This window comes from Mesorhizobium sp. M0854 (assembly GCF_040319815.1).
GTDB lineage: Bacteria > Pseudomonadota > Alphaproteobacteria > Rhizobiales > Rhizobiaceae > Mesorhizobium.
On record NZ_JAMYOL010000005.1, the window covers coordinates 224,803 to 250,050 of the forward strand.

General features: G+C 62.3%; 30 protein-coding genes and 2 pseudogenes. 21 read left to right on the forward strand and 11 right to left on the reverse strand.

Annotation, left to right across the window (positions count from 1 at the left end; all coding sequences use genetic code 11):
• Positions 1–97: 97 nt before the first annotated feature.
• Positions 98–712, forward strand: a complete 615-nt coding sequence (locus tag NKH99_RS11700) for a TetR/AcrR family transcriptional regulator (protein WP_353014123.1) — start codon at positions 98–100, stop codon at positions 710–712.
• 33 nt (positions 713–745) lie between these two features.
• Here NKH99_RS11700 and NKH99_RS11705 read toward each other — a convergent pair whose 3' ends face one another.
• Positions 746–1,654: an alpha/beta hydrolase gene (locus NKH99_RS11705; protein WP_352682765.1), complete on the reverse strand. Its 909-nt coding sequence runs from the start codon at positions 1,652–1,654 to the stop codon at positions 746–748.
• A gap of 47 nt (positions 1,655–1,701) precedes the next feature.
• Between NKH99_RS11705 and NKH99_RS11710 the strand changes: the two genes are divergently transcribed.
• Positions 1,702–2,154, forward strand: coding sequence for a MarR family winged helix-turn-helix transcriptional regulator (locus tag NKH99_RS11710; RefSeq protein WP_254817243.1), 453 nt, complete (start codon positions 1,702–1,704; stop codon positions 2,152–2,154).
• Positions 2,155–2,181: 27 nt separating this feature from the next.
• Here NKH99_RS11710 and NKH99_RS11715 read toward each other — a convergent pair whose 3' ends face one another.
• Positions 2,182–2,793 (reverse strand): pyridoxamine 5'-phosphate oxidase family protein, encoded by a 612-nt coding sequence (locus NKH99_RS11715; RefSeq protein WP_352774107.1) that lies wholly within the window; start codon positions 2,791–2,793, stop codon positions 2,182–2,184.
• A gap of 159 nt (positions 2,794–2,952) precedes the next feature.
• On the opposite strand from NKH99_RS11715, the gene NKH99_RS11720 reads away from it, so the two are divergent.
• On the forward strand, positions 2,953–3,381 hold the full coding sequence (locus tag NKH99_RS11720; protein WP_352774109.1) for a nuclear transport factor 2 family protein: 429 nt from the start codon (positions 2,953–2,955) through the stop codon (positions 3,379–3,381).
• A gap of 24 nt (positions 3,382–3,405) precedes the next feature.
• Here NKH99_RS11720 and NKH99_RS11725 read toward each other — a convergent pair whose 3' ends face one another.
• Complete coding sequence (locus NKH99_RS11725; protein ID WP_353014126.1) at positions 3,406–3,759, reverse strand: gamma-butyrobetaine hydroxylase family protein; 354 nt, start codon at positions 3,757–3,759, stop codon at positions 3,406–3,408.
• 199 nt (positions 3,760–3,958) lie between these two features.
• Here NKH99_RS11725 and moaA point away from each other — a divergent pair, with 199 nt between their 5' ends.
• Together moaA and NKH99_RS11735 are read left to right on the forward strand one after the other, a co-directional pair.
• Positions 3,959–4,954, forward strand: coding sequence for a GTP 3',8-cyclase MoaA (moaA, locus tag NKH99_RS11730; RefSeq protein ID WP_352502428.1), 996 nt, complete (start codon positions 3,959–3,961; stop codon positions 4,952–4,954).
• Between the two features lie 95 nt (positions 4,955–5,049).
• A complete protein-coding gene (locus NKH99_RS11735; protein WP_353014128.1) occupies positions 5,050–5,484 on the forward strand; it encodes a hypothetical protein in 435 nt (144 codons plus the stop codon).
• A 37-nt stretch (positions 5,485–5,521) separates the two neighbouring features.
• Here NKH99_RS11735 and NKH99_RS11740 read toward each other — a convergent pair whose 3' ends face one another.
• On the reverse strand, positions 5,522–6,184 hold the full coding sequence (locus NKH99_RS11740) for a hypothetical protein (protein ID WP_352540517.1): 663 nt from the start codon (positions 6,182–6,184) through the stop codon (positions 5,522–5,524).
• Between the two features lie 260 nt (positions 6,185–6,444).
• Between NKH99_RS11740 and NKH99_RS11745 the strand changes: the two genes are divergently transcribed.
• The 11 genes and pseudogenes from NKH99_RS11745 (at position 6,445) to NKH99_RS11795 (ending at position 14,513) form a co-directional block, all read left to right on the forward strand.
• Positions 6,445–6,801, forward strand: coding sequence for a hypothetical protein (locus NKH99_RS11745; protein ID WP_353014130.1), 357 nt, complete (start codon positions 6,445–6,447; stop codon positions 6,799–6,801).
• Positions 6,802–6,923: 122 nt separating this feature from the next.
• Positions 6,924–7,844: a DMT family transporter gene (locus tag NKH99_RS11750; protein ID WP_352613655.1), complete on the forward strand. Its 921-nt coding sequence runs from the start codon at positions 6,924–6,926 to the stop codon at positions 7,842–7,844.
• A 58-nt stretch (positions 7,845–7,902) separates the two neighbouring features.
• Positions 7,903–8,532, forward strand: coding sequence for a molybdenum cofactor guanylyltransferase MobA (gene mobA / locus NKH99_RS11755; RefSeq protein WP_352834916.1), 630 nt, complete (start codon positions 7,903–7,905; stop codon positions 8,530–8,532).
• Entirely contained in the window at positions 8,529–9,038 is a 510-nt protein-coding gene (gene mobB, locus NKH99_RS11760) for a molybdopterin-guanine dinucleotide biosynthesis protein B (protein ID WP_352471893.1), read from the forward strand. Before mobA ends, mobB begins: the two co-directional genes overlap by 4 nt.
• Before the next feature lie 212 nt (positions 9,039–9,250).
• A complete protein-coding gene (locus NKH99_RS11765) occupies positions 9,251–10,033 on the forward strand; it encodes an ABC transporter substrate-binding protein (protein ID WP_352471894.1) in 783 nt (260 codons plus the stop codon).
• Positions 10,034–10,151: 118 nt separating this feature from the next.
• On the forward strand, positions 10,152–10,865 hold the full coding sequence (locus tag NKH99_RS11770) for an ABC transporter permease (protein WP_023675013.1): 714 nt from the start codon (positions 10,152–10,154) through the stop codon (positions 10,863–10,865).
• Complete coding sequence (locus NKH99_RS11775) at positions 10,862–11,689, forward strand: ABC transporter permease (RefSeq protein ID WP_352502421.1); 828 nt, start codon at positions 10,862–10,864, stop codon at positions 11,687–11,689. The genes NKH99_RS11770 and NKH99_RS11775 overlap by 4 nt, the downstream gene beginning before the upstream one ends.
• A gap of 58 nt (positions 11,690–11,747) precedes the next feature.
• Positions 11,748–12,623 (forward strand): annotated as a pseudogene (locus tag NKH99_RS11780) (NAD(P)-dependent oxidoreductase); the annotation flags it as partial.
• 9 nt (positions 12,624–12,632) lie between these two features.
• Positions 12,633–13,337, forward strand: coding sequence for a DNA alkylation repair protein (locus NKH99_RS11785; protein ID WP_352502420.1), 705 nt, complete (start codon positions 12,633–12,635; stop codon positions 13,335–13,337).
• A complete protein-coding gene (locus NKH99_RS11790; protein WP_353014133.1) occupies positions 13,297–13,878 on the forward strand; it encodes a GNAT family N-acetyltransferase in 582 nt (193 codons plus the stop codon). The genes NKH99_RS11785 and NKH99_RS11790 overlap by 41 nt, the downstream gene beginning before the upstream one ends.
• Before the next feature lie 62 nt (positions 13,879–13,940).
• On the forward strand, positions 13,941–14,513 hold the full coding sequence (locus tag NKH99_RS11795; protein ID WP_352471902.1) for a DUF3299 domain-containing protein: 573 nt from the start codon (positions 13,941–13,943) through the stop codon (positions 14,511–14,513).
• Between the two features lie 11 nt (positions 14,514–14,524).
• On the opposite strand, the gene NKH99_RS11800 is transcribed toward NKH99_RS11795, so the two are convergent.
• The 4 genes and pseudogenes from NKH99_RS11800 to NKH99_RS11815 all read right to left on the reverse strand — a co-directional run bounded on the left by NKH99_RS11800 (position 14,525) and on the right by NKH99_RS11815 (position 17,125).
• On the reverse strand, positions 14,525–15,016 hold the full coding sequence (locus NKH99_RS11800) for an Lrp/AsnC family transcriptional regulator (RefSeq protein ID WP_023675006.1): 492 nt from the start codon (positions 15,014–15,016) through the stop codon (positions 14,525–14,527).
• A gap of 201 nt (positions 15,017–15,217) precedes the next feature.
• A pseudogene (locus NKH99_RS11805) lies at positions 15,218–15,835 on the reverse strand (uracil-DNA glycosylase family protein); the annotation flags it as partial.
• 13 nt (positions 15,836–15,848) lie between these two features.
• Positions 15,849–16,460, reverse strand: coding sequence for a glutathione S-transferase (locus tag NKH99_RS11810; RefSeq protein WP_352471903.1), 612 nt, complete (start codon positions 16,458–16,460; stop codon positions 15,849–15,851).
• Positions 16,461–16,501: 41 nt separating this feature from the next.
• Positions 16,502–17,125 (reverse strand): thermonuclease family protein, encoded by a 624-nt coding sequence (locus NKH99_RS11815; protein WP_352471904.1) that lies wholly within the window; start codon positions 17,123–17,125, stop codon positions 16,502–16,504.
• A gap of 75 nt (positions 17,126–17,200) precedes the next feature.
• Here NKH99_RS11815 and NKH99_RS11820 point away from each other — a divergent pair, with 75 nt between their 5' ends.
• Positions 17,201–18,715, forward strand: coding sequence for a sensor histidine kinase (locus NKH99_RS11820; RefSeq protein ID WP_352471905.1), 1,515 nt, complete (start codon positions 17,201–17,203; stop codon positions 18,713–18,715).
• Positions 18,716–18,719: 4 nt separating this feature from the next.
• Here the strand turns inward: NKH99_RS11820 and NKH99_RS11825 are convergent, their stop codons facing one another.
• Entirely contained in the window at positions 18,720–19,718 is a 999-nt protein-coding gene (locus NKH99_RS11825) for a nicotinate-nucleotide--dimethylbenzimidazole phosphoribosyltransferase (protein WP_353014194.1), read from the reverse strand.
• Positions 19,719–19,915: 197 nt separating this feature from the next.
• On the opposite strand from NKH99_RS11825, the gene NKH99_RS11830 reads away from it, so the two are divergent.
• Positions 19,916–20,149 (forward strand): DUF1289 domain-containing protein, encoded by a 234-nt coding sequence (locus NKH99_RS11830; protein ID WP_352471906.1) that lies wholly within the window; start codon positions 19,916–19,918, stop codon positions 20,147–20,149.
• Between the two features lie 13 nt (positions 20,150–20,162).
• Positions 20,163–20,867, forward strand: a complete 705-nt coding sequence (locus NKH99_RS11835) for a TIGR02281 family clan AA aspartic protease (protein ID WP_352471907.1) — start codon at positions 20,163–20,165, stop codon at positions 20,865–20,867.
• 8 nt (positions 20,868–20,875) lie between these two features.
• Here the strand turns inward: NKH99_RS11835 and dusA are convergent, their stop codons facing one another.
• Together dusA and NKH99_RS11845 are read right to left on the reverse strand one after the other, a co-directional pair.
• A complete protein-coding gene (gene dusA / locus NKH99_RS11840) occupies positions 20,876–21,868 on the reverse strand; it encodes a tRNA dihydrouridine(20/20a) synthase DusA (RefSeq protein ID WP_352471908.1) in 993 nt (330 codons plus the stop codon).
• Between the two features lie 183 nt (positions 21,869–22,051).
• The gene (locus NKH99_RS11845) at positions 22,052–22,723 is read right to left on the reverse strand and encodes a GntR family transcriptional regulator (protein WP_023674997.1); all 672 of its coding nucleotides are present in this window, start codon (positions 22,721–22,723) and stop codon (positions 22,052–22,054) included.
• A gap of 140 nt (positions 22,724–22,863) precedes the next feature.
• Here NKH99_RS11845 and NKH99_RS11850 point away from each other — a divergent pair, with 140 nt between their 5' ends.
• Together NKH99_RS11850 and NKH99_RS11855 are read left to right on the forward strand one after the other, a co-directional pair.
• A complete protein-coding gene (locus NKH99_RS11850; protein WP_352471909.1) occupies positions 22,864–23,451 on the forward strand; it encodes an amino acid synthesis family protein in 588 nt (195 codons plus the stop codon).
• Positions 23,444–25,243 carry an alpha/beta fold hydrolase gene (locus NKH99_RS11855; RefSeq protein WP_352471910.1) on the forward strand — a complete coding sequence of 600 codons (1,800 nt, stop codon included), beginning with the start codon at positions 23,444–23,446 and terminating at the stop codon, positions 25,241–25,243. The genes NKH99_RS11850 and NKH99_RS11855 overlap by 8 nt, the downstream gene beginning before the upstream one ends.
• Positions 25,244–25,248 lie beyond the last annotated feature (5 nt).

Sequence of the window (25,248 nt, forward strand, 5' to 3'; positions counted from 1 at the left end):
TGCTTCTCCATTTTGTAGTGATTGATACATAAATATCTGCCAGCCTTGCTGAACCACGTCAACGGAATTATGTATCGATCAATACAGAAAGAATGCCATGCCGGAACGAGGCCGCCCCCGCACCTTCGATCGAGCCGCCGCCTTGCGGCGCGCAATGGAAGTGTTTTGGGCCAAGGGTTATGAGGCTGCGTCGATAAGTGACCTGACCGCTGCAATGGGCATCAACTCACCCAGCCTCTATGCCGCCTTCGCCAGCAAGGAAGCGCTGTTTCTCGAGGCAACCGAGCTTTACACGCGGGTCGAGGGAACCGAGATCTGGTCCGCGCTGGAAAAGGCGCCGACCGCGCGCGAGGCCGTCGAGCGGTTCCTGCGGCAGACTGCCAGGGCCTATTCACAGACCGGTCGTCCGCAAGGCTGCCTTATCACGCTCGGCGCATTGCACCAGGATTCAAGCCGCGGCGCCATCTGCGATGATCTGCGCCGTCGCCGCGCCGAAAACCGCGAAGCCTTGCTGAGACGCCTCGAGCGTGGCGTCGCCGAGGGAGAGTTGCCGGCCGATTTCGACTGCGGTACGGCCGCGACCTTCTACGCGACCGTGCAGCACGGCATGTCGATCCAGGCGCGCGACGGCGCGTCGCGCTCGGCTCTTCTGGCGACGGTGGCCGGGGCAATGGCGGCTTGGATAGCGATGGCCAGCACCGGGGCAGCGTGACGTCGAACCCGGCTGACAAGAACGATATTCAGGTCACTGCAGAGACGGCTCGAGCCTGCCGGCAACGAAGCCAACGGCACGCTCCGCCACACCCCTGTCGGCGAGAATGCGGCGGTGGCCGAGCCCGTCGGCCCAGTAGAGCCGCACATGGTCGCCGGCGCGCGTGTAGAGCCTTGCATGCTCGGCGGACACTTCGCGGTCGTCCGGCGCGTGGATCACCAGCGTCGGCAGCGGCGTGCTTGCGAGCTGGCGGTCACCGGTGAACTCGTGCAACGGCCGGCCGGCGATGCGCTCGACCCGGTCGGCCATGGCGGCCTGCGAGCGCGAGCCGACATTCAGCATGCGGCTGAAATCAGCGAAGATCGCCGGCAGCGAGCTCGGCGCGGCGATAAGCACCAGCCGCCCGGCCGCCAATCGCGGGATGTTCCTGATCGAACCGGCGACGGCGTTGGCGGCAACGGCACCACCGAAGGAATGGCCGACAATGGCGGCAAACGGCCCGAACCATTCGCCGGCAACCCGTGCCGCATCGACCGCGCTGACCAGGGTAAGCCGGCGGCCCTGCGACTGGCCGTGGCCCGGCAGGTCGAGCGAGACCACCTTGTAGCCGGCATCGCGATAGGCTTCGATCAGCGTGCGCATGTATTCGGTGCGCGAACGCCAACCATGGATGACGAGCACGGTGCCGGCAGCCGCCCTGCCCGGCTCGGGCCGGAACTCATGCACCATGACGCAGCCGGTTCTGGTCTTTAGCCGATGATGGCGTGCCTGGGTCATGAAATCGGCGGCGCGGTCGATTGCGCGGCGCTCGCCTTCGCTCAGGCTTTTCTCGTGCGGCGTGCGGCAGAACAGCTCGAATGCAGCACGCCCGGTGAGTCGCGGTGCCACATGCTCAGCCACGCCGAACGTGCCGCGGATGACCTTCAGTCCAAATGATGCCATAGTGGCGATCCATTCATTGGTTCAAGCATGAACATAATAGTTCAAACATGAACATTAAGCAAGACCTGCCCTGGGACAACCCGCGTTTTCGCAACTGGGTCGCGGTGGCGCGCGCCTGCCATGTGCTGGAACGCACCCTGGCGGTGAAGCTTGCACCGCTCGACCTGAAGCCGGCGCAGCTCGACGTGCTGATGAACCTCTACCGTCATCCCGGCATGTCGCAGCACGACCTCGCTCGCCGGCTGCTGGTCGGCCGCTCCAACATCACCATGCTTTTGCCGCAGCTGGAGACGCGCGGCCTGCTGCGCCGCGAGGGCGATGAGAAGGACAAGCGCGTGCTGCGGCTGACGTTGACCGAGGCCGGCGAGGCACTGCTGATGCAGGCACTGAAGGTCCATATGGCGCTTATCGAGAAGGCGATGAGCCAGTCGACACCGGAACAATGCGACATGATCGGCGAACAGATGCGTAGGGTTGCCGAGGTTTTGAAGACCGCCTGACAGCCCAGTGCTCCACCACCAAATGCTTCACCACATCGATTTTTTCGCGCGCTCGGGCCATTCCTTGTCGTAGACCTCGCCGTCAATGTTCTTGCGGCTGGTGATTTCCAGGATTTGGCCGGGAGTCGGCATCGTTCTCGGGTCGACATGCCTTGCCGGATTCCACAGTTCCGATCGGTGGATGGCGCGGGCGCACTGGAAATAAACCGCATCGATCTCGATGATCGTTACCGAGCGCGCCGGCTTGCCCTCGACCGCGAACGAGGCGCAGAGCGCGGTATCGGTGGTGATGTGGGCGCGGCCATTGACGCGCAGTGTCGTGCCGGAACCCGGCACGAGGAACAGAAGCGCGACGCGCGGATCGCGAAGGATGTTCCTTAGCGAATCGGCCCGGTTGTTGCCGCGCCGGTCCGGCATCATCAGCGTTTTCGGATCGTGGATGCGGACGAAGCCGGCGAGATCGCCGCGCGGCGAGCAGTCCAGCCCTTCTGGCCCGCAGGTTGCGAGCGCGGCAAACGGCGAAGCCTCGATGATAGCTGCGTATTCGCGAATCAGCTGGTCGAGTTCCTTGACCACCGACGCCTCGCCGGGCAGGCCATAGAGCGCTTCAAGCTGTTCGATGCTGGTGATCATGGACATGTTTTCGTCTCCAAAGCTTTGCCGGCGCTACTCCAGATGGATGACGTTTTCACGACAAGTGCCCGTTTGCCGGTCATCAGGAAACGGGTGTCGAGGCAACGCAAACAAGGGCAAACCGCTTTACCTGCATGATCGTGCCAACGGATACGGAGGTCAAAAATGGATAAACCGCTCGACCGGCGACGCACCGCCATGGAACTTATTGAAAACATGTTCAATGTTGAAATGCGTTTCCTGCAATCAGGGTCGGAGAGCCTCGATGTGCTTGCCGGCGCATTTCATGCCGAGATTGTCGTGCATGAGCCGCGCTCCCTGCCCTATGCCGGTGACTGGAACGGCCTCGACGGCGTTGGCGCCCTTTTCCGCAAAATGCGGGAAATCTGGAGCGACATGGCGGTGGAGGACCTTCAGGTCGCCCAAAACGATGACACGGTGTTCATGAGCTGCTCGCTTTCGCTGACGTCGCGGGCCAATGGTGCAACCATCAAACAGCCGTTTGCCGAAGTCTTGCGCTTCAAGGATGACCGGCTGATCGAAGGCACGCCGTTTTATTACGACACCAGCGAGATACTGGCGATCTTGCGTTGACCTGACAGTCCTGCGGGATCCATTTCAGCGGTCGCGGCTCAGCCCCTTCTCTTCCAGCTCGGCGAGATAGGCGGCCCAGCGTGCATGCTTCTCATGACCCAGCGTATGCAGGTAATTCCAGGTGAAGATGCCGGTGTCGTGGAAATCGTCGAAGGTGATGCGCACGGCATAATTGCCGACTGGCTCGATCTTCAGGATCGCCACGTTGCGCTTGCCGGGAACGGTGACGCGCTGTTCGGGCGAATGGCCCTGCACCTCGGCCGATGGCGAGGCGACGCGCAGCAGCTCGGCCGGCAATTCGAACGGCTGATGTCCCGGAAAGGTGACGGAAAGCAGCTTGCGGTCCTTCGAGACCCTGAGTTCCTTTGGCGCTGTCATGGTGGTGGATCCTGCGGAGAACCGCCCTTCCCTACGCCGCTTCGCGTCGAGGGAAAAGGCCGCATGGAAAGTTCCGACATGATCTGTCGGCGTCGGAATGTTACCGATGATCGCGAGCTTCTATCTTGAATGGCAAGTTGGCTCGTATCACATAGCCATATATAACGAAGCCGTTCACGGCCACGGAAAGCGCATACGCATGGATATGATCGATCCTTTCGGTCGCACGATTACCTACCTGCGCGTGTCGGTTACCGACCGCTGCGATTTCCGCTGCACCTATTGCATGGCCGAGGACATGACGTTCCTGCCCAAGAAGGACCTGCTGTCGCTGGAAGAGCTCGACCGGCTCTGCACGGTCTTCATCGAAAAGGGTGTGCGCAAGCTCCGCCTCACCGGCGGTGAGCCGCTTGTGCGCAAGAACATCATGCACCTGGTGCGCCAGCTTTCGCGGCATCTCGAGAGTGGTGCACTGGAAGAGCTGACGCTGACCACCAACGGATCGCAGCTTTCCCGCTTTGCCGCCGAGCTCGCCGACTGCGGCGTCAAGCGCATTAACGTCTCGCTCGATACCCTCGATGCCGACAAATTCCGCCAGATCACCCGCTGGGGCAATCTGGACAAGGTCATGGACGGCATCGACGCCGCGCAGGCGGCCGGGCTAAAGGTAAAGCTCAATGCCGTGGCGTTGAAGGACTTCAATGACGCCGAATTGCCTGAAATGCTGCGCTGGGCGCATGGCCGCGGCATGGATCTGACGGTCATCGAAACCATGCCGATGGGCGAGATCGATGCCGACCGCACCGACCAGTATTTGCCGCTGTCGCTGCTGCGCGCGGCTCTCGAACGCCAGTTCACGCTAAGCGACATTCCCTACAAGACCGGTGGCCCGGCCCGCTATGTCCAAGTCGCCGAGACCGGCGGGCGGCTGGGCTTCATCACACCGATGACGCATAATTTCTGCGAAAGCTGCAACCGGGTCCGGCTGACCTGCACCGGCACCCTTTACATGTGCCTCGGCCAGGAAGATGCGGCCGACCTGCGCGCGCCGCTGCGTGCGTCGGAAGGCAACGAGCTGGTCGCCGGTGCCATCGACGAAGCAATCGGCCGCAAGCCCAAAGGCCACGACTTCATCATCGATCGCCGCACCAACCGTCCGTCGGTGTCGCGGCATATGAGCGTCACCGGCGGCTGATTTTTGGCCGATTTCGTGCAAGAATAATCGCCTTGGCACCGGCTTCGAGGCAAGGCGTGCAGCGGTTTTTTGCAATCCCGACGTTTTTCGGAGTGATGGCGGCCACCATGGCATTTGCCGCGCCATTTACCTACACGAACGAGCGCTTCGGCACCGTCTGCACCTTTCCGGATGAAATCTTCACTCTTCGCCAGCCTGAGCCGGACAATGGCGATGGACAACAATGGCTCACTGCCGATGGCGCCAGCCTGATCTGTTCGGGTATCCTCAACATCGATGACGACACACCGACAGCCTTCGTCTCCGCCGAGAGGGCCAGCAAGGAACCTGGCTACAGGATCACCTACAGCAAGACCGGCAAGGACTGGGCGGTGCTGTCGGGCATCAAAGGCGAGAACATCTTCTACGAACGCCGCCTGTTCGGAAAAGACGGTGTCATCCATACGGTCTGGATCGAATATCCGCCTACCCTGAAATCGAAATACGACCCGTTCGTCGGAGCCATCGCCGGCAGCCTCAAAGGACCATGAGCATTCGGTCACATCTGGAGCATTCGCAGCCTGATAATCAAGGCTGGCGCGTGTAGTCATACCGCACGGCAAGCCATTTCTTGCCGCTGCCATTGGCCTGCAGGAAATGCTGCTCGGCCACCTCGTGATTATCGCCATCCCTGGAAATGGTGAAATCGGAGGCCGTGAACCGCCCTTCGACCTCGGGCCCGAAGCCTACGAAACCAAGCGGCTCGAACAGGAGTGAAATCTTGCCGTCCTCCTCGCCACCAAAACTCCAGGCGGGCATGATCCCTGCCGGGAAACGGGTGTCCATGGAGACATACTTCCAGCGGCCCTCCACCCGGTCATAGCTCAAATAGGCTATCCGCTGGAAGTCCGGCATTTTCGACCCGGGCGCCGGGCGCATCACCTCCTGCATGAAGGGACCGATCATCGTGCGCTCGGCCACCAGCCCGGTCATGACGATCGGCTGCGCACCGGGCGTTGGCCAGATCGTGTTGACGACGGACCATTTCCCGACGCGGCGAGCGAGCTCATCCGCTTCGTGACCCGGCGTGGACATCCGTTCGACTGCCGACGCCGAAGCGCCGTTCTCGGCGAACGCAGGCGCTATCGCCATGAGGATGACCGCCAGGGCAGAAGAGAACCGGAAAGCCGACGAAACATGCCGCCTGCTGCCTGTGCCAAGCCAGTCCGCATTGCCTCGTGCATTCATCATGGACCATCTCCCAACACGATCAGAAGCTTACAATGACCAATTTGGTGAATCTTGCCGAGCAAATTTGATCTCGTCGAAAAATTTTCCTCGAGCCGCAGTGTGATAAATTTGCCCTCCGAACCCATCCTTTAGAACGGCACCTTTTTTGGGGTCACACCCAGAAAAGGTCTTGTCCGCAAACGGTCACCGGATTTACCGCAAGCCCATTCGGGCCTAGCCTCTGCTCTGGAGCGGTTCTTCGCCCAGTGGGGGAATACGATATGCGCAAACTCATTCTTTCTCTTGCATTGCTCAGCCTCGCGGCCCTGCCCGCGGCGGCTCAGTCGATCGGCGGCACCTATGCCGTGGCCGGCACCAATTTCGATGGGTCGTCCTATGGTGGCGACGCGACGATCACTCTGACCAGCGGGACGACCTGCACGATCCATTGGGAGACAGGCGGCTCGTCCTCGGACGGTATCTGCATGCGCAATGATGATGCCTTCTCCGCCGGTTATGTCATGGGCAAGGCGGTCGGTCTTGTCGTCTACAAGGTGCAGGACGACGGCTCGCTGCGTGGCCTGTGGACGATTGCCGCCAAGGAAGGCAACGGCACCGAGGTACTGACGCCCAAATAAGCCCTGCCGCTCTTGCGCGACAGACGTTACGGGCCATAGAAAGGCTGTGGCCCAGCCCTTTGACGTTGCTGTTTTGCGGGTGCCTGCTAGACGCTTGCTGCAGGACTCACCCGGTAATCGCCTTGCCTCTTTCGCCAAACCTGCGCGGCGCGTTGTTCATGATGGTGGCCATGGCTGGTTTCACCCTCAACGACGCTATCACCAAATTCTCGTCGGAATCGATGAACATGGCGCAGGTCATGCTGATCCGCGGCGCCTTTGCTTCGCTTTTCGTTGGCCTGCTTGCGTGGCAACGCGGCGCGCTTGCCCGGCCAGGTTCGATGCTGCAGCCGACCGTTGCGCTGCGCGTCGCCGGCGAGGCCGGCGCCACGGTGTCCTTCCTGGTTGCTCTGGCGCATCTTCCGATCGCCAATGTCTCCGCCGTGCTGCAGGCGCTGCCGCTGGCGGTGACGATGGGCGCAGCGCTTGTGTTCAACGAGGGCGTCGGCTGGCGGCGCTGGCTGGCTATTGCCGTCGGTTTTGCCGGCGTGCTGATCATCGTACGGCCGGGCTTCGAAGGGTTCAGCGTCTTTTCTCTGCTGGCGCTGGCCAGCGTGGCATGCTGTGCAGTGCGCGATCTCGCCACGAAGCGGATACCGCAGGCAATTCCGACATTGCTGGTGTCGAGCGCCACCGCCCTTGCCATGACGTTTCTGGGCGCGGCATTGCTTTCACCGATGGGCGGTTGGACACCGATGACAGGACAAAGCACGGCGTTCCTGGCGCTGGCGGCGGTGCTCGTGCTCATCGGCTACCACTTCATCATCACGGCGATGCGGGTGGGCGATATCTCCTTCATCGCGCCGTTCCGCTACACCGCCCTGCTCTGGTCGATCCTGCTTGGCTTCACGATCTTCGGCGATGTCCCGGATCTGCCGATGATCCTCGGTGCCACGATCATCATCGGCTCAGGCCTCTATGCACTCTACCGCGAACGGATCGTCGGCCGGCGAAAAACAGCCGCCGAAAGCACTGGACCGGACATGGCGCCGGACGGCATATAGAGTGACTGTCGACGACTGTCTGATTTGAAAACTGGATTTTGGGTCTGGGCAGCAAACGATGGGCCGACATATCGCAGGGATCATTCTGGCCGGCGGCCGGTCGAGCCGGATGGGCGGCGGCGACAAGACGCTGCTTGCGCTTGGCGACGGTACCCTGCTCGACCGTGTCGTTTCGCGCCTTGGCCCGCAGGTCGGTCCGCTTGCGCTCAACGCCAATGGCGATCCGACACGGTTTGCCGCGACGGGGCTTCCGGTGCTTGCCGACACCGTCAAAGGTTATGCCGGGCCGCTTGCCGGGATACTGACCGGCCTCGAATGGGCTTCCGACACGACTTGTCAGGCGCTGGTCACGGCTGCCGGCGATACGCCTTTCCTGCCCAAGGATATGGTCGAGCGGCTGCTCGCGGCAGCCTATGCGCGCCCGGGCTCTATCGCGGTCTCCTGTTCCGGCGGCAAACGGCATCCGACCTTTGCACTCTGGCCGCCAGGGTTAGATCAGGCCTTGCGACAATTTCTCGTCGAGGAAGACAACCGGCGCGTTGCGGCGTTCATCGACCGGCACGGTTTTGTCGAGGTAGAATTTCCCATCCTGAAATCCGGCGGGGCCGAGATCGATCCGTTCTTCAACATCAACACCCCCGACGACCTTGCCCAGGCCGCGCATCTGTTGCGGAGCATCGAGCCATGAAAAGACGTGTCTTCGGCATCACCGGCTGGAAGAACTCCGGCAAGACGACATTGACCGAAAAGCTGGTGGCCGAGTTCGTCCGGCGCGGCTGGAAAGTGTCGACGGTAAAACACGCCCATCATGATTTCGACATCGACAAACCCGGAGCGGACAGCTTTCGCCACCGGCAGGCGGGAGCAGTGGAGGTCGCGGTCGTGTCGGGCAGGCGCTGGGCGCTGATGCACGAATTGCGCGGCGAGGACGAGCCGACGCTGGACGCGATCCTGTCACGGCTGGCACCCTCCGATATCGTGCTGGTCGAGGGTTACAAGCGCGAGGCGCACAAGAAAATCGAGACGCGACGGCTCGAGGCCAAGGACCGGACACCGCTCTCGGCAGGCGATCCACACATTGTCGCCATCGCGTCCGACTTCCACATTGTCGGCGAAGACCTGCCGGCCTTCGATCTCGACGACACGAATTCGATAGCTGACTTCATCGAGCGCGCCACCGGCCTGACGCGCTGAGATCGCGGCCGCAGGGGGCTTCCGGCCACTTTCTCTCCATTCAGGCGTTTGACCCAGCGTCACCGTTTTCTGAACATGACCTTCCCTCAAGCGACGGTTTTGCAGTTGCTTTTTCTTGGGAAAGAATGGGAGTATCGCGCCAGCGGGCGGTCAAAAGCACCGCCCACAGAGCCGTTCGGGAACGACGGCCGGGACCAACAGAGAGGACCATTATGCGTATTGCACTGCGTATCGCGCTCGCCGCTTCGGCTGCGCTGCTGACGCTTGGCGTTGCCCAGGCGCAGGAAAAAACCTTGAGGATCGGCACCGAGGGAGCGTATCCGCCATTCAACAACCTCACCGCCGACGGCCAACTCGTGGGCTTCGATATCGACATCGCCAAGGCGCTTTGCGACGAGATGAAGGTGAAGTGCACCTTCGTCGCGCAGGACTGGGACGGCATCATTCCAGCCCTTCAGGCAGGCAAGTTCGACGCCATCGTCGCGTCGATGTCGATCACGCCGGAACGCGCCGAGAAGGTCGACTTCACCCACAAATATTACAATACGCCGCCGGCGATCGCCGCGCCCAAGGACACCGACATCAAGGGTGTCACCAAGGAAGATTTGGCCGGCAAGACGATCGGCGTGCAGGCGTCCACCACGCATTTCAACTATTCGACCAAGACTTATACCGACAGCACCGTCAAGCCGTACCCGACCGCACAGGAATACCAGCTCGATCTGGCCAATGGCCGGCTCGATGCCGCCAACGACGACGTCGTCGTGCTGCAGCAATGGCTGGATTCGCCGGACGGCGCCTGCTGCAAGCTGGTCGGCACAATCAAGCCGGTTATCGAAATCCACGGTCCGGGCGCCGGCATTGCCGTGCGCAAGGGCGAGACCGATCTGGTCAACCAGTTCAATGCGGCGATCGACGCCATCCGCGCAAACGGAAAGTACAAGGAAATCAACGACAAATACTTCAAATATGACGTTTATGGCGGCGAGTCCTGATCGACCGACATAGGAGGACGTGAACGGCGGGAGATTCCCGCCGTTCTTATAAGGACGCCGCGCACGAGGAGTGATGCGGTACGGGTCTCGAAGAGCCTCAAGGAGAACAGGCAGGCGGATGCAGAGCGCACTGACGCTTCTCAGTTGGGGACCCGAAGGCTGGCTCGACGACATCGCCGCGGGTGTATTTGTCACGGTATGTCTTGCGCTGGCCACTCTGCCCTTCGGGCTGACGCTCGGCTTTTTCGTGGCGCTGGCCAAACAATCGGAAGAGCCGTCGCTGAGACTGGCCGGGAACATCTACACCACGATTTTTCGCGGAATACCCGAGCTGCTCACCCTATTTCTCATCTTCTTCGGCATCCCATTGATCCTGCAGTACATTGTCCGGCTGGTGAGCCCTGGCACCTCCGCCGACGTCAACAGCTTCGTCGCCGGCATGATCGCGCTGTGCTTCATTTTCTCCTCTTATTCCAGCGAGGTGTTTTTATCCGCGTTCCGCGCCATTCCAAAAGGGCAATATGAGGGAGGCTATTCGGTTGGCCTGTCCAGCGGCCAGACGATGCGGCTGATCGTGTTGCCGCAGTTGATCCGCATCGCGTTGCCCGGACTTGCCAATCTCTGGCTTATCCTGCTCAAGGACACCGCGCTCGTCTCGGCCGTCGGGCTCAACGAGATCCTCCGGCAGAGCGGGGTTGCCGCTCGCGTCACCAAGCATGCCTTCCTGTTTTATGGCTTTGCCGGCCTGATCTATCTCCTGCTGGCGATCGTCTCCTCCTTCGGCATCAATGCGATCGAACGAGCGGTCGGCGGCAGCGAGGTCAAGAGATGAGCCTGGCCACCGACACGCTGAAGGTCGACCGGCCGCCGCCGCCCGCACGCGGCTGGTCGCGCCAACGCATCCTCGGCCATGTCCTGGTCGGCCTGTGGATCGCTCTCGGCATCGGCATGGTCGTCTACCTGGTCGCTGCGTGGAACCCGGAGTTCTTCCAGAAATATGCACCCGGCTACATATCCGGCCTCGGCATCACCCTGTTGCTGGTTGCCATCTCGATTGTGCTTGGCGCGATCCTGTCGGTGCCGATCGCCTATGCACGTATGTCGAAGAACCCGATCCTCTCGGGGTTTGCCTATGCCTATGTCTATTTTTTTCGCGGCACGCCGCTCTTGGCGCAGACCTTCCTGGTCTACTACGGATTGGGCTCCTTCCGGCCGGAACTCGAGATGGTCGGCCTGTGGGGTTTCTTCCGCGAGGCGTTCAACTGCGCGATCTTCGCCTTTTCGCTGAATACGGCCGCGTACCAGGCCGAGATTTTGCGTGGCGCGATCGAGAGCGTGCCGAGAGGCCAGTGGGAAGGTGCCGCCTCGCTCGGCCTGCATAAACTACAGACGATGTGGAAAATCATCCTGCCGCAGGCGCTGATTGTGGCGCTACGCCCCTATGGCAACGAGATCATCCTGATGATCAAGGGCTCGGCAATCGTCGCCATTATCACGGTCTACGATTTGATGGGCATCACCCGGCTCACCTATGCGCGCACCTTCGACTTTCAGTCGTATATCTGGGCGGCGATCATCTATCTGATCATCGTGGAAACATTGCGCCACGGCGTCGAGTGGATCGAACGGCGCATCACCATCCACCTGCACCGCTGACTCCCATCACCTTGCCTGATCCGGTAAGAAGACCGCAAAGCAGGCTTCTAAGGGATTCGAAAACATGGCTTCGGTGGCATTTCTTGGTCTTGGCGTCATGGGTTATCCGATGGCCGGACATCTCAAGAACAAGGGCGGTTACGATGTCACCGTCTACAATCGTACCAGCGCCAAGGCCGAGCAGTGGGTTGCCCAGCACGGCGGCAGCTTCGCTGCGACGCCAGCGGAGGCGGCGGAGGGCAAGGACTTCGTCTTTTCCTGCGTCGGCAATGACGACGATCTGCGCTCGGTGACGACCGGCGCCGGAGGCGCCTTCAATTCCATGAAGAAAGGCGCCATCTTCATCGACAATACCACCGCATCGGCGGAGGTCGCGCGCGAACTGGCGCAGCAGTCGCAAGCGCTCGGGTTTGCGTTCCTCGACGCCCCGGTCTCCGGCGGCCAGGCAGGCGCCGAGAACGGCATGCTGACCGTGATGGTCGGCGGCGAGCCCGACGCCTTCGACAGGGCCAAGCCAGTCATAGATGCTTATGCCCGCATGGTCGGATTGATGGGACCGGCCGGGGCTGGCCAGCTCACCAAGATGATCAACCAGATCTGCATCGCCGGCCTCGTTCAGGGCTTGGCCGAGGGCATCCATTTCGGCAAGACGGCAGGGCTCGACATCGAAAAGGTCATCGAGGTGATTTCCAAGGGTGCGGCCGGTTCCTGGCAGATGGAGAACCGGCACAAGACGATGAATGCCGGCAAATATGATTTCGGCTTCGCCGTCGACTGGATGCGCAAGGATCTTGGCATCTGCCTCGCCGAGGCCGACCGCAACGGCGCCAAACTGCCGGTGACGGCACTTGTCGACCAGTTCTACAAGGACGTGCAGGCGATGGGCGGCAAGCGCTGGGACACGTCCTCGCTGCTGGCGCGGCTGGAGAAATAGGACTTCACCGTGGCCGAGCTTTCGCCTCAATCCAGCGCCGATGAAATCGTTGCTCATCTGCGCTCGATCGCCTCGGAGGAAAATCGGCTTGGCATGCTGCGCTACGGCATCAAGATCGAACGTGCGCTCGGTATCTCGCATGGCGTGCAGCGGCATATTGCCAAGAAAATCAAGCGCAACCATGAGCGTGCCTTCGAGCTTTGGCAGACAGGCATCATGGAGGCGCAGTTCATCGCTTCCGTGACAGCCGATCCGGAGCGGTTCTCCGCCGCGGATGCAAGACGATGGGCGGCGACTTTCGATTCCTGGGATATTGTCGACGGGGTCTCCGATCTCTTTGTCGATACGGATTGCTGGAGGGAATTGATCGCCGAATTCGCGGTCGACGAACGGGAATTCGTTCGACGCACGGCTTTTGCGATGATGGCCTGGTCGGTGGTCCACCGAAAGAAGGAACCCGAGACGACCTTCCTCGAATTTCTGCCGATCATCGAAGCGCATGCGACCGACGCCCGCAATTTTGTGAAGAAGGCCGTGAACTGGGCGCTTCGTTCGATCGGCAAGCGATCGATGAATTTGCACGGCCCTGCCCTTGCCGTGGCGCTAAAACTGGCGGCCTCGACAGACAGGACCGCACGCTGGATCGGCAAGGACGCCGTGAAGGAACTTTCCGATGCCAAGACGCTCGAGCGGCTCGCCGCCAGAAAAGCTTGACCTGAGCGAAGTGCGCTTCACGGAGGTGAAGCAATCGACGCGCGCCGATTTCGAAAACCTGTTCGAGCAACCCGGCGGGCCGAAATACTGCTGGTGTATGGCTTGGCGCAATCTCGACCGCCGCGAGCTTGTCGAGAACGACGAGAAGAAACGCGCGATGATGACGCTGATCGATGCCGGCACGCCGGTCGGCATTGTCGCCCAGATCGATGGCCGGACCGTCGGCTGGTGCTCGATTGCGCCGCGCGAGACCTACCGCAAGCTGTCACGGCAGCAGGACGATAGCGAGATGGGCATCTGGTCGATCGTCTGCTTCTTTGTGCCGAGAGCGTTGCGCGGCGGCGGGCTGGCAAGCGCATTGCTCGACGCGGTCATCGATCACGCCTTTGCCAAAGGCGCCAGGACGATCGAAGCCTATCCCGTCGACCAGGCTTCGCCGAGCTACAGCTTCATGGGTTTTCGCGACGTGTTCGTCGCCCGCGGCTTTCGCGAGATCGGCATGACCGGCTCACGCCGGCATGTGATGCGGCTTGAGCGTTGACCTGTGAGGCAGCGGCAGCTTTACTCGATGTCCGCAGATCAAGGCTCAACGGCGGAGCAGCGATGAGCAACCGTTTTAAATCAGGCACGATCATGGCAACTGCCTTGTTGGCGTCCGCGATCGCGGCAAGCGCTTCCACTGGGACCACGCACATTTTCTGGAAGGATCTGCGCCCGGCTACCCAGGCAGCCGCCGAAAGCGTCGGACTGCCGATGATCGCGGCCAAAATGCCGGATCGTGGCGAGACGCTCTCACTCGACTTGCAGGACAAGACCGTGCAACTCGCAGGCTATGCGCTGCCGGTCGACCGCGATGGTGATCTCGTCTACCAATTCCTGCTGGTGCCGTGGACGGGAGCCTGCAGCCACATGCCGACGCCGCCGCCCAACCAGATCGTCCTCGTCACGCCTGCACAGCCTTACAGGATGTCCGAGGCCTACCAGCCGGTTTCGGTGACCGGCGCATTACGGCCGGGCATGGAGAAGAGCCAGCTTTTCATCCTCGACGGCGTCAGTGTCATCCAGTCGGGCTACACCGTGCGCAAGGCCGAGGTGGTTAACGTCGACGCCGTGCCGGACACGATCACGCTGCCGGTCAACTCGCCCTGGAGTTTCCTCAACAAAAAGAAGAACTAAACAGAAAAATCTCAGGCGGCGTTGGCGCCGGACTCCTTGTCGAGCATCATGTAATCCAGCGGCATCTCGGTCGTGTATTTGATCTGCTCCATGGCGAAGGAAGACGACACGTCGCGGATCTCGATCTTGGCGATCAGCCGCTTGTAGAAGGCGTCGTAGGCGGCGATATCGGGCACCACGACGCGCAAGAGATAGTCGACGTCGCCGCTCATGCGATAGAATTCGACCACTTCCGGGAATTCCTGGATGACCTCCGAAAAGCGCCGCAGCCATTCATGGCTGTGCGAATTGGTGCGGATCGAGACGAACACCGTTACCCGCACGTTGACCTTTTCATGATCGAGGATGGCGACGCGCCGCTTGATGACGCCCTCTTCCTCGAGCTTCTGGATGCGCCGCCAGCACGGCGTCGTCGACAGGCCGACCTTCTTGGCGACGTCGGCGACTGCAAGCGTCGCATCCTCCTGCAGGAGGCGGAGAATTTTTCTATCAAGGCGGTCCATTGGGTGCTCCCCTGATGCAAGTCGTCCAAGTGCGCAGCGGCCTTGGCACAACGACATGCATAAAAACAAGAATTTAACGCGCGTCCCCTCATGCGCGACGCGCTTCGAGGAATGGATTACCATAATCCCTCTTGCTCGAGCCTATTACAAGAAAGAAATTCTGCCGCATAGTGCGAAAGCGAGTGATTTCTTGCTGAATGCCTAGCCGAGGCGATAGCGGATTTCCGATCTCAGAAAGGGCAGCAAATCCATTTCAAACCATGGATTGCGCTTCAGCCAGCCGGTGTTGCGCCAGGACGGGTGCGGCAGCGGCAGGACTTTCGGGTCGGTTGCCGCCGCCCAGATGGCACGCCAATCCATGACCGTTTCCGTCAGCGAGGGACGGCGCGCCGCGCCCATATGCCAGCTTTGCGCGTAGATGCCGATCGTCAGCACCATATCGACTTGCGGCATCAGCGCCATCAGCGATGTGCGCCAGGCCGGCGCACATTCGCGGCGCGGCGGCAGGTCGGCGCCCCTGGCGTCCTGACCGGGAAAGCAAAAGCCCATCGGCACGATGGCGAATTTGTCCGTGTCGTAAAATTCCTCGCTGCCGACGCCCAGCCAGCTTCGCAGCCGGTCGCCGGAGGCGTCGGTGAACGGCATCCCTGTAATGTGAACCTTGGTACCCGGCGCCTGGCTGGCGATCAGGATACGCGCACTCGACGATGGCCTGAGCACCGGACGCGGCTGGTGCGGCAACGGCCTGCCGGCCGGGTTATCGACGCAGATGCGGCAGGCGCGTACCCTCGCCGCCAAGGCTTCCAGCTCTTCGCTCATTCGGAACTCGTTGTCAGGCGGCGGCACTCGGCCGGCTGGAGATGTCCCGATGCCAGCGCAGCACGTTCGTGCACTCTTCGGGTACCTTGATGCGAGCCGGCTTCATGAAGTCGATGGCGACCAGCCCGGTGATGTCGGCGATCGAATAGGCATCGCCGGCGACGAATTCCCTGCCGGCGAGCTCAGTGTCCAGAAATCTCAGGAATTCGATCGCCTTCGGCTTGTTGGCCTCGCCCCATTCGGGGATTTGCGGGATCTCCCATTCCCTCATTGCGGGGTGGATGTGCCGGAACGCCGCAGCGACGCAGCCGAACAGATTGAACTCCACACGTCTTTGCCACATCTCGACGATCGCCTTGCCGAGCGCGCCACGCCCGAACAAAGCCGGCTCGGGGTGCAGTTCCTCGAAGTAACGACAGATTGCGACGGATTCGGTGATGACTGTGCCGTCGTCGAGCTCGAGCACCGGCAGACGCTTCAGCGGATTGCGCGAGCTGACCGGCTGCTCTTTGTGCTCCAGCGCGCCCATGTCGACGGGCACCAGCGGAACCTGAAGTCCCTTTTCGGCCAGAAAAATCCGAACCCGGCGTGGATTGGGCGCGCGCCCGCCGTCGAACAGCTTCATCTCTATCCTCCTCGTCCGTCTCGACGAACTATAGGCACAGCTCACCAGAAGCGAAAAATTTCGCGCAAGGCGTCGCCGATCGACGCCAAGGTACCGTGCTTTCTTTCAACCAGCTCATGGCCGTGGCTCTCGCGCCAGTTCTTCGGCTCGTCGAAAGTTCCGGCCCAGATGCCGGCTTTGCCCGCGCGCGCAGCAGCTTCCTCGGTCTCGAAATCGCCAAAGGCGACCGCCCAGCCGGCCTCGACCTGCGCGCGGTTGAGATCCTTGCCGCCGGCCTTGCAGTCGCCGAGCAGCCTGCCGTAGCGGTCGCGCTGCCAGCCGCTGCAGGAGACGGCTTTGCCGGCGATCAACCGCACCAGGGACTGCCGCGCGAGCTTGCCGCAAGGATAGTCGGCACCGTCCTTGCGGCAGATTTGCGAATATTCCGGCGCGTCGATGCCACGCATGCGGATACGCTCGCCGCCGAGCGTGATGCTATCGCCGTCATTGACAGTGGCCGCGCCCTCCGTCTTGCGCGTCTCGATCCGGTCGAGTCGCGCCGCCAGGAGGATCGCCAGGCCGAGCACGATGAGTGTCAGCCCATAGTCCATCAGTCGGCGCCACAGGCTTCGCGGACGCGGCGCATAGTATCGCTGGCGCGGCCATCGCGACCACGAACGGCTCATATGGCAAACCGTTGGTTAATCATTCGAACGTAGCTTAACGATTTGAAATTGCTGCCCGCGTAAATTGAAGACTTCATGCCCCTGCAACGCTCGACCATGGCAGACAAGTTTATTGTGGACCGCAGAAAACGCCATCGCAACAGCGATGTCGCGCGCGCGGTGCGCAAGACGCGCGACCGTCTTTCGCAGCAAGCCGGAAATCCCGACTTCGATCGCGAGCTGTTGAAGCTCCACGCGCTTTCGATGACCGGCGGCGTGATCGTCATTCCGCTGCTCATCCTGGCAACGGCCGCGGCAGGCTTGTTCGCGGGCGTCGGCAAGGAGATCGGCGTCTGGGCGCTGTTCACATTCATCTGCTATACCATCGTTGCATTCATGGCCAGACGCGTCACTCAAGCGTCCGAGCTCAACCCGCTGGAAACGCATAGGGATTTCCTGATCGGCCATTTTCTGTGCGGGCTTGGCTGGGCCTGGTTCGCATGGCTCGGCTGCGAAGCTTGCCAAATGGATCAGTTCCAGGTCGCCAAGGCGGTGGTGCTGCTGCTCGCCATGTCGGCAACTGCGATCCTGGCCTCGTCCCTGCGCGGTGCGCTGTTGGCGACCTTCGCCCTCCCGGTCGCCATCTATGCTTATGCCAGTGCGAAATTATGGATGCCGGTCGAGGCGATCATGGCAGGCTTGCTGATCGCCTCGTTGCCTTTCTTCGCCTATGTAGCGCGCCAGCTCAACCGTTCCTCGCTGATGCTGCTGTCGTTCCGCTCCGAAAAGGATGCGCTGATTGCCGAACTGGAGACGGCGAAATCGATGTCGGACGAGGCACGGCGGCGGGCGGAAGACGCCAATCTGGCGAAATCGCGTTTCCTGGCCTCGATGAGCCACGAACTGCGCACACCGCTCAACGCCATTCTCGGCTTTTCTGAAGTGATGGCCAACGAGGTGCTCGGCCCGATGAGCAACCCGACCTATCGCGACTATGCCCGTGACGTGCACGACTCCGGACAGCATCTGCTCGACCTGATCAACGAAATCCTCGATTTGTCGCGCATCGAAGCGGGCCGCTACCAGCTCAACGAGGAGCCGATGATGCTGCTCTCAGTCGTCGAGGATTGCTGCCACATGATGGAGCTGAAGGCGCGCAACAAGGACATCCGCATCGTCCAGGATTTCGAAAACGCCTTGCCGCGCTTGTTCGCCGACGAACGCGCGGTGCGGCAGATTGCGCTCAACCTGTTGTCCAATGCCATAAAGTTCACCGCCACCGGCGGCGAAATCCGTGTGCGCGTCGGCTGGACGGCGGGCGGCGGGCAATATCTCTCCGTCAAGGACAATGGGCCGGGCATACCAGAAGACGAGATTCCGATCGTGCTTTCGGCCTTCGGCCAGGGCTCGATCGCCATCAAGAGCGCCGAACAGGGCACCGGGCTTGGCCTGCCGATCGTGCAAGGCTTGCTGGCCATGCATGGCGGCGAATTCCAGCTCCATTCCAGGCTGCGCGAAGGCACCGAGGCGATCGCCATCTTCCCGCTGAGCCGGGTGATGGAGGAACTGCCGGCGCTGCCGACCAAGGCGGTTGCCTCGCGCCGGCGCTGAATGCTTAACCGCGGACCGCCGCTGCCATGCCGGAGCTGGTCAGCGCGGCCGCCTTGACCAGGCCGGCGGCAAGAGCCGCCCCTACCGCCTCGCCTTGACTGACGCCCAGATCGAGCAGCGGGCGAAGGCCGAGGCGCTCGGCGGCCTTGGCGTGACCAGGCTCCGGCGACAGGCTTGCGAGGAGACAATGATCGAGCGCGGCGGGGTTGGCGGCATGTAGGACACCAGCGGCGGCAGTCACCGCAAACCCATCGAGCAGCACCGGAATCTTCTGCATCCGCGCCGCCAGAATGGCGCCGCAGATCGCGGCGAATTCCCGCCCGCCGACCCGGCGCAGCGCTTCCAGCGGGTCCTTGAGGCTCGCGCCGTGAAACGCGACCGCGGCATCGACCACCTCCGCCTTGCGCCTCTGCATCGCCGCGTCTGCCCCTGATCCAGGGCCGATCCAGTCGGCGCCGGTGCCGCCGAACAGTGCCGTGCAAAGGGCCGCGGCGACAGTCGAATTGCCGACGCCGAGGTCGCCAAGGCAAAGCAGGTCGGTGCCGCCGGCAATCGCTTCCATGCCGAAGGCCATGGTAGCGGCACAACCGCGCTCGTCCAGTGCCGCATCCTCGGTAATGTCGGTTGTCGGGATGTGCAGAGCCAGATCGAACACCTTCAAGCCGAGATCGTTGGCGATGCAGATCTGGTTGATTGCTGCACCGCCGGCGGCGCAGAGCTCGACTGCATTTGCCGTGGCGGCGGCGGGGCGCGGCGAAATGCCGTGGCGGGTGACGCCATGATTGCCGGCAAAGATCGCCACCAATGGCCGCGTCACCGCCGGCGGCGCGCGGCCGCTCCACCCGGCGAGCCAGGCGGCAATGTCCTCGATGCGGCCAAGCGAGCCTTCGGGCTTGTCTGCCTTGGCAAACAACTGGCGCACGCGGGCCTTGGCCGCCATATCTCCCGGCGGCAGGCTCACCAGGAGGTCGCGAAAATCGTCGGAAGGCAGCGTGCTGGTCATGTCGATGGCGATCGTCCGTGTGAATTGGTGAGCGGCATAGCCGCCTTGGCCAGCCGGCACAACCTCAAGCCGGCACAAGCTCCAGGCCTGGTACAACTTCGAGGTATTGACGCGAAAGCACCCGTTGGCGGCGCTTCCCGGAGGGCTTGTATTGACTTTGTCGTTGCACCATGTGGAGGCTAGCCAAGGAAATCCTTATGACGGCCATTGAATCCCCGTGCATCCTGGTCTGCTCGATCGATATGAAAACCGGCTTCTGTTTCGGTTGCGGGCGCACGCGCGCGGAAATCGCTGCCTGGATCGACATGACCCCGCAAACCCGCCGCAGCGTCATGGCCGAGCTGCCGGCAAGGCTGGAAACGGTCGAGCGACGCCCCCGCCGGGAAACCCGTCGCAGCCGCATGGCACGCGAACGCGACGCCCTCTCGTGAACCGGCCGCAGAGATGAACCGACTGCTGTGGATTCTGATCGTCGCGATCGGGGCAGGTGTACTCCTGCTCATGCTCAACGATTCCGCCGGCAGTACATTCGGCATTGAGAATTACGATTTCAGCCAGCTGATCTGGCTTAGCGCTTTAGCGGCGCTCGTCGGCGCCGGCCTGCTCAGATCGGGCAGGCCGTTAGGCACCATGGCCCGCAGCCTCGGCGCCTGGGGCGCAATCGTGCTGGCGCTGATCGCCGGCTATCAGTACCGCTATGAGTTGCAGGATTTCGCCAGCCGCGTCACCGCCGGCCTTGTTCCCGGCAGTCCGCTGGCGCTGGGCGTGGAAGAAGGCCATGCCACCGTCACCCTGGACAAGGCCGGCAGCGGCCATTTCGAAGCGCGCGTCACGATCAACGGCACGCCGATCCTGACGGTTGTCGATACCGGCGCGACCAGCACCGTTCTGACCGCCGAGGACGCGCTGGTGGTCGGGTTCAATTCGGCGGCTCTCCGCTTCACCATACCGATCTCTACCGCCAACGGCATGACACGCGCGGCGGCGGTGCGAACCGACGAACTGTCGATCGGCGGCATCGTGCGCAAGGACATGCCCATCATGATCGCCGCACCCGGCACGCTCGGCCAGAGCCTGCTCGGCATGAATTTCATCGGCTCGCTATCGGGCTTCGACGTACGTGGCGATCGCATGATTTTGCGGGATTGAGTTTTTCCTCAGGCCGCCTCTGCGGTCCGGCCGAAATCGACCTCTGCAAAAGCCGCCTTGAGCACCTGCGGTCCGGCACCCGGCCTTGTCGCATCGGTGGACAGGATCTGCCGATAGCGGCGTGCACCGGGCAGGCCGTGAAACAGCCCGACCATGTGCCGGGTGACATGCCCGAGGCGTCCGCCCTGCTCGATATGGCGTGACGCGTAATCCGCCATGGCATCGATCAGTGCGACAAAATCGAACGACTCAGCTGTGCTGCCGTAAAACGCGGCATCGATGCCGGTGAGTATCCCTGGCGTGTGATAGGCGGCGCGGCCGAGCATGGCGCCATCGACATGGTCGAGATGCGTCAGCGCCTCTGCGAGAGATTGAATACCGCCATTGATGCCGATGAATTTGTTTTGTTTTCTGGCTTTCAGCCGATAGACGCGGCCATAGTCGAGCGGCGGGATGTCGCGATTTTCCTTTGGGCTCAGTCCTTCCAGCCAGGCCTTGCGGGCGTGCACCCACAGCGCGTCGGCGCCGGCCGCGAAAACACCATCGGCCAACGCATCGAGTGCCGGTTCCGGATCCTGCTCATCGACGCCGATACGGCACTTGACGGTGACCGGTATTTTCACCGCCGCCTTCATTGCCGCGACGCAATCCGCGACGAGCACGGGCGTCTTCATCAGGCACGCGCCGAAGGTGCCCGACTGGACGCGGTCGGACGGGCAGCCGACATTGAGGTTGATTTCATCATAGCCGAAGGCTTCGCCGATGCGCGCCGCCTCGGCCAGCTTTCCCGGATCGGCGCCGCCGAGTTGCAGCGCCAACGGATGTTCGCTGTCGTCGAAGCCAAGCAGCCGCTCGCGTGCGCCGTGGATGACCGCATCGGCCACCACCATCTCGGTATAGAGCAGCGCCTCGCGCGTCAGCTGGCGATGGAAGAACCGGCAGTGCCGGTCCGTCCAATCCATCATCGGCGCCACCGCAACTTTGTGGCGTAACATGTTCATTTTACTACTTTTCTGTCTCAGTCCGTTCGAATGACAGAGCAATTTGGCAAAAGATGCACACCTAACTGACCCGATATACGATTTTGCCGCCGCAACTGAAAGCAAATTGGCATGTCACACATGTCACTGTACGCACCAGTTAGATGCCTGCCGTGGAACGATGGACCGCCGGCGGCATACCAGTCAGCCAAGGCGAAGCGTGTTGCGGGCGATCTGCCACGCGGATTCGACATGCCGCCGCGCCGCCTCCTCCGCCTCGTCCGGCTTGCGCGAGCGGATTGCATCCATGATTTCGGTCATTTCGGCGATCGCCGGCTCGCGGCGGTTCTCCGACGCGATCGTCATTGAGCGGAGCTGGTTGATGCGGACATTCAGCCCCGTCACGATTTCCCAGGCAATGCGCTTGTCCGCCGCCTCGAACAGCGTTTCGTAGAACTTGGTCGTTGCCCGCATCACCTCGACAGGCGCACCGGACGCCCACGCCTCAAGCAGGTTAGTCAAGGCGGCATCGAGCGAGGCGATCTGCGCGTCCGTGGCTGTCAGGGCGCAAGCCCGCGCCGCGATGCCCTCGAGCAGCGCCCGCAATTCATAGATTTCGTCGGTGCGGCCGAGATCCGGCTTGGCCACGGCGGGTCCGTGGCCCGGTATCATCTGCACCAGGCCTTCCGCCTCCAGCTGCCGCAGCACCTCGCGCACGACGGAACGGCTTACCCCGAGCTGATCGCATAGCGGCCGCTCGACTAGCCTTTCGCCAGGCTGGAAATGGAAGCCCATGATCGCCTCACGCATGCGCTCCAGCGCCAGCGTCCTCAGCGTCTTGGCAGAGCGGTCGATCCGCAGCGTATCGCCTGACATTTTCTCTCCCTACCCCGATCCGGCCACAAAACAGATTCCATAGCCGATTGACAAGGCTTCTGGTGCTCCATAGTATGGTATACCATAAGATAATGTAAAGGTTTCGGCGTTGCACAGCGCCGCGGCGACCGAGGACTTTCATGAAACCAGCCATTCGAAAGATCGTCACCTGCATCGAGAACACGCTAATCGAGGGCGGCAAGGAAGCCCCAAAACCGCTGCGTCTGATCGGTGTCGCCGCTGTGCTGACAAATCCTTGGGCCGGCCGCGGTTTCACCGACGACCTGTCGCCGGAGATCCGCGCCATTGCTCCCGTCCTCGGTGAACTGCTGACCCGCGAGATTATCGCCGTTGCCGGTTCCGGCGAGGCGATAGAGGGCTACGGCAAGGCCGCGGTCTGCGGCACGGCGGGCGAGATCGAGCATGCATCGGCGCTGATCCATACGCTGCATTTCGGCAACCATTACCGTCGCGCGGTCGGCGCCAAGACCTATCTCGCCTTCACCAATCTGCGCGGAGGGCCGAACACCCCGATCGTGATCCCGCTGATGGACAAGAACGACGAAGGCCGCCGCTCCCACTATCTGACCGTACATTTCCAGATCGGCGACGCGCCCGCGCCCGACGAGCTGGTGGTGGCGCTTGGCGCTTCGATTGGCGGCCGCCCGCACCATCGTATCGGCGACCGCTATCAGGACCTCAAGGAGGTCGGAGACCTGCATGGCTGACGTCGCTGCCACCGCATGGGTCCGGGACACGGCTCCGGACGGCACCGGCTTCATCCGCGCCGGCTCCGGCGCGCCGGTTCTGCTCATTCACGGTGTCGGCATGAACGCCGCGATCTGGCACGATCAGATCGCGGCGATGAAACATCATCATGACCTGATCGCCATCGACATGCTCGGCCACGGCGTTTCACCGCTGCCGCCGGAAGAAGCCAGCCTGTCGGATTTCGCCGATCAGGCGGTTCGCCTTCTCGACCATCTCGGCGTGGCGTCGGTATCGATCGTTGGCCATTCGATGGGCGCGCTGGTCGCTCTGGAGATCGCCCTTCGCACCCCATCGCGCGTTCGCTCGATCGTCTGTCTCAATGCGGTATTCCGCCGCCCCGCGGCCTTGGCGCAGGCCGTACGCGAGCGTGCGGCCGCGCTCGGCACCCATGGCAACCCTTCCGCCATTGCGGCTACGCTTGCCCGCTGGTTCGGCGACCCGCTGCCGGCGAATCTTATCGGGGCGGCCTCTACCGCGCGCGCCGCCCTTGAAAGGGTCGACCCCGAAGGCTACGCGCGCACCTATCGCCTCTTTGCCCATGCCGACGCCGAGCATGCCGATGCCCTCCCCGGTCTTGCCGCGGCGGCCCTGTTCATGACCGGGTCGCAGGACAGCAATTCGACCCCGGCCATGTCGGCGGCGATGGCGAGGCTTGCGCCGCACGGTCAATGCCTCGTGCTCAATGGAGAAAGGCACATGATGGCAATGGCTTCACCTGAAAAAGTGACCAAACACATCATGGAATTTCTCGACACGGCAGGAGACGCTGGCGTGAAGCCGGAGACGGATGCAGTCTTTGACAGCGGCGAATTCCGGCGCGCGCTCGGCTCGTTCCTGACCGGTGTCACCATCGTCACAACGATCGGAGCGGAAGGCGAACCGCGCGGCTTCACCGCCAACTCCTTCACCTCGGTCTCGCTTGAGCCGCCGCTGGTGCTTGTCTGCATCGCCAAGAGGGCCCTGGGGCACAGTGCTTTTTCGACATCGAGAGGTTTCGCCATCAACATCCTGTCGGAGGACCAGAAGGCCCATTCCGGCATCTTCGCTTCCAAAGCAGCGGACAAGTTCGCGGCCGTGGCCTGGCAGCCGGGCCGAACCGGCAATCCGCTGATCGACGGCTCCGTTGCGGTGTTCGATTGCGGCATGGAGCAGCTGGTCGATGCTGGCGATCACTCGATCCTCATCGGCCGCGTCCGCGACTTCAGCCACAACGGAGCCCAGCCCCTCGGTTATTGCAGAGGCACCTACGTCACGCCCGGCCTCAGCCAGGAGGCGCTGGCGGCGGCGCCCCCCGATACGGAGGTCGGCGCCATTCTCGAGAACGAGGGCCGTGTGCTGTTCTTCGCAACGGCCGACGGGTTTCACGAATTGCCTGCGGGGCGCGGACTGGGCACGCCCAACGATGCGCGCAGCCTCAAGGGGCGCCTTGCCGCCAGGGCCATAGACGCGCAGCTCGGCTTCCTGTTCGCGGTGTGGGACGATGCCGCCGAACCCTGGCGCACGCATGTTTATTATCGCGGAACGGCCGAGGGGTCCTATTCCGACGATCGCCAGATGCGGCTTGTCGACATCGAGCAGATCGCCGATCTGGAGATCGCCGATCCCGCGGTGCGTTCGATGCTTGCCCGCTATGCGCGCGAACGCACGGAAGATGCATTCGGCGTCTATGTCGGCAACGAGGTCGAAGGCGAAGTCCGGCCGCTCGCCAAGTCCTCGCCTTCTCAAATTTCTCTTTCCGGCCGCGGATGAAGCCG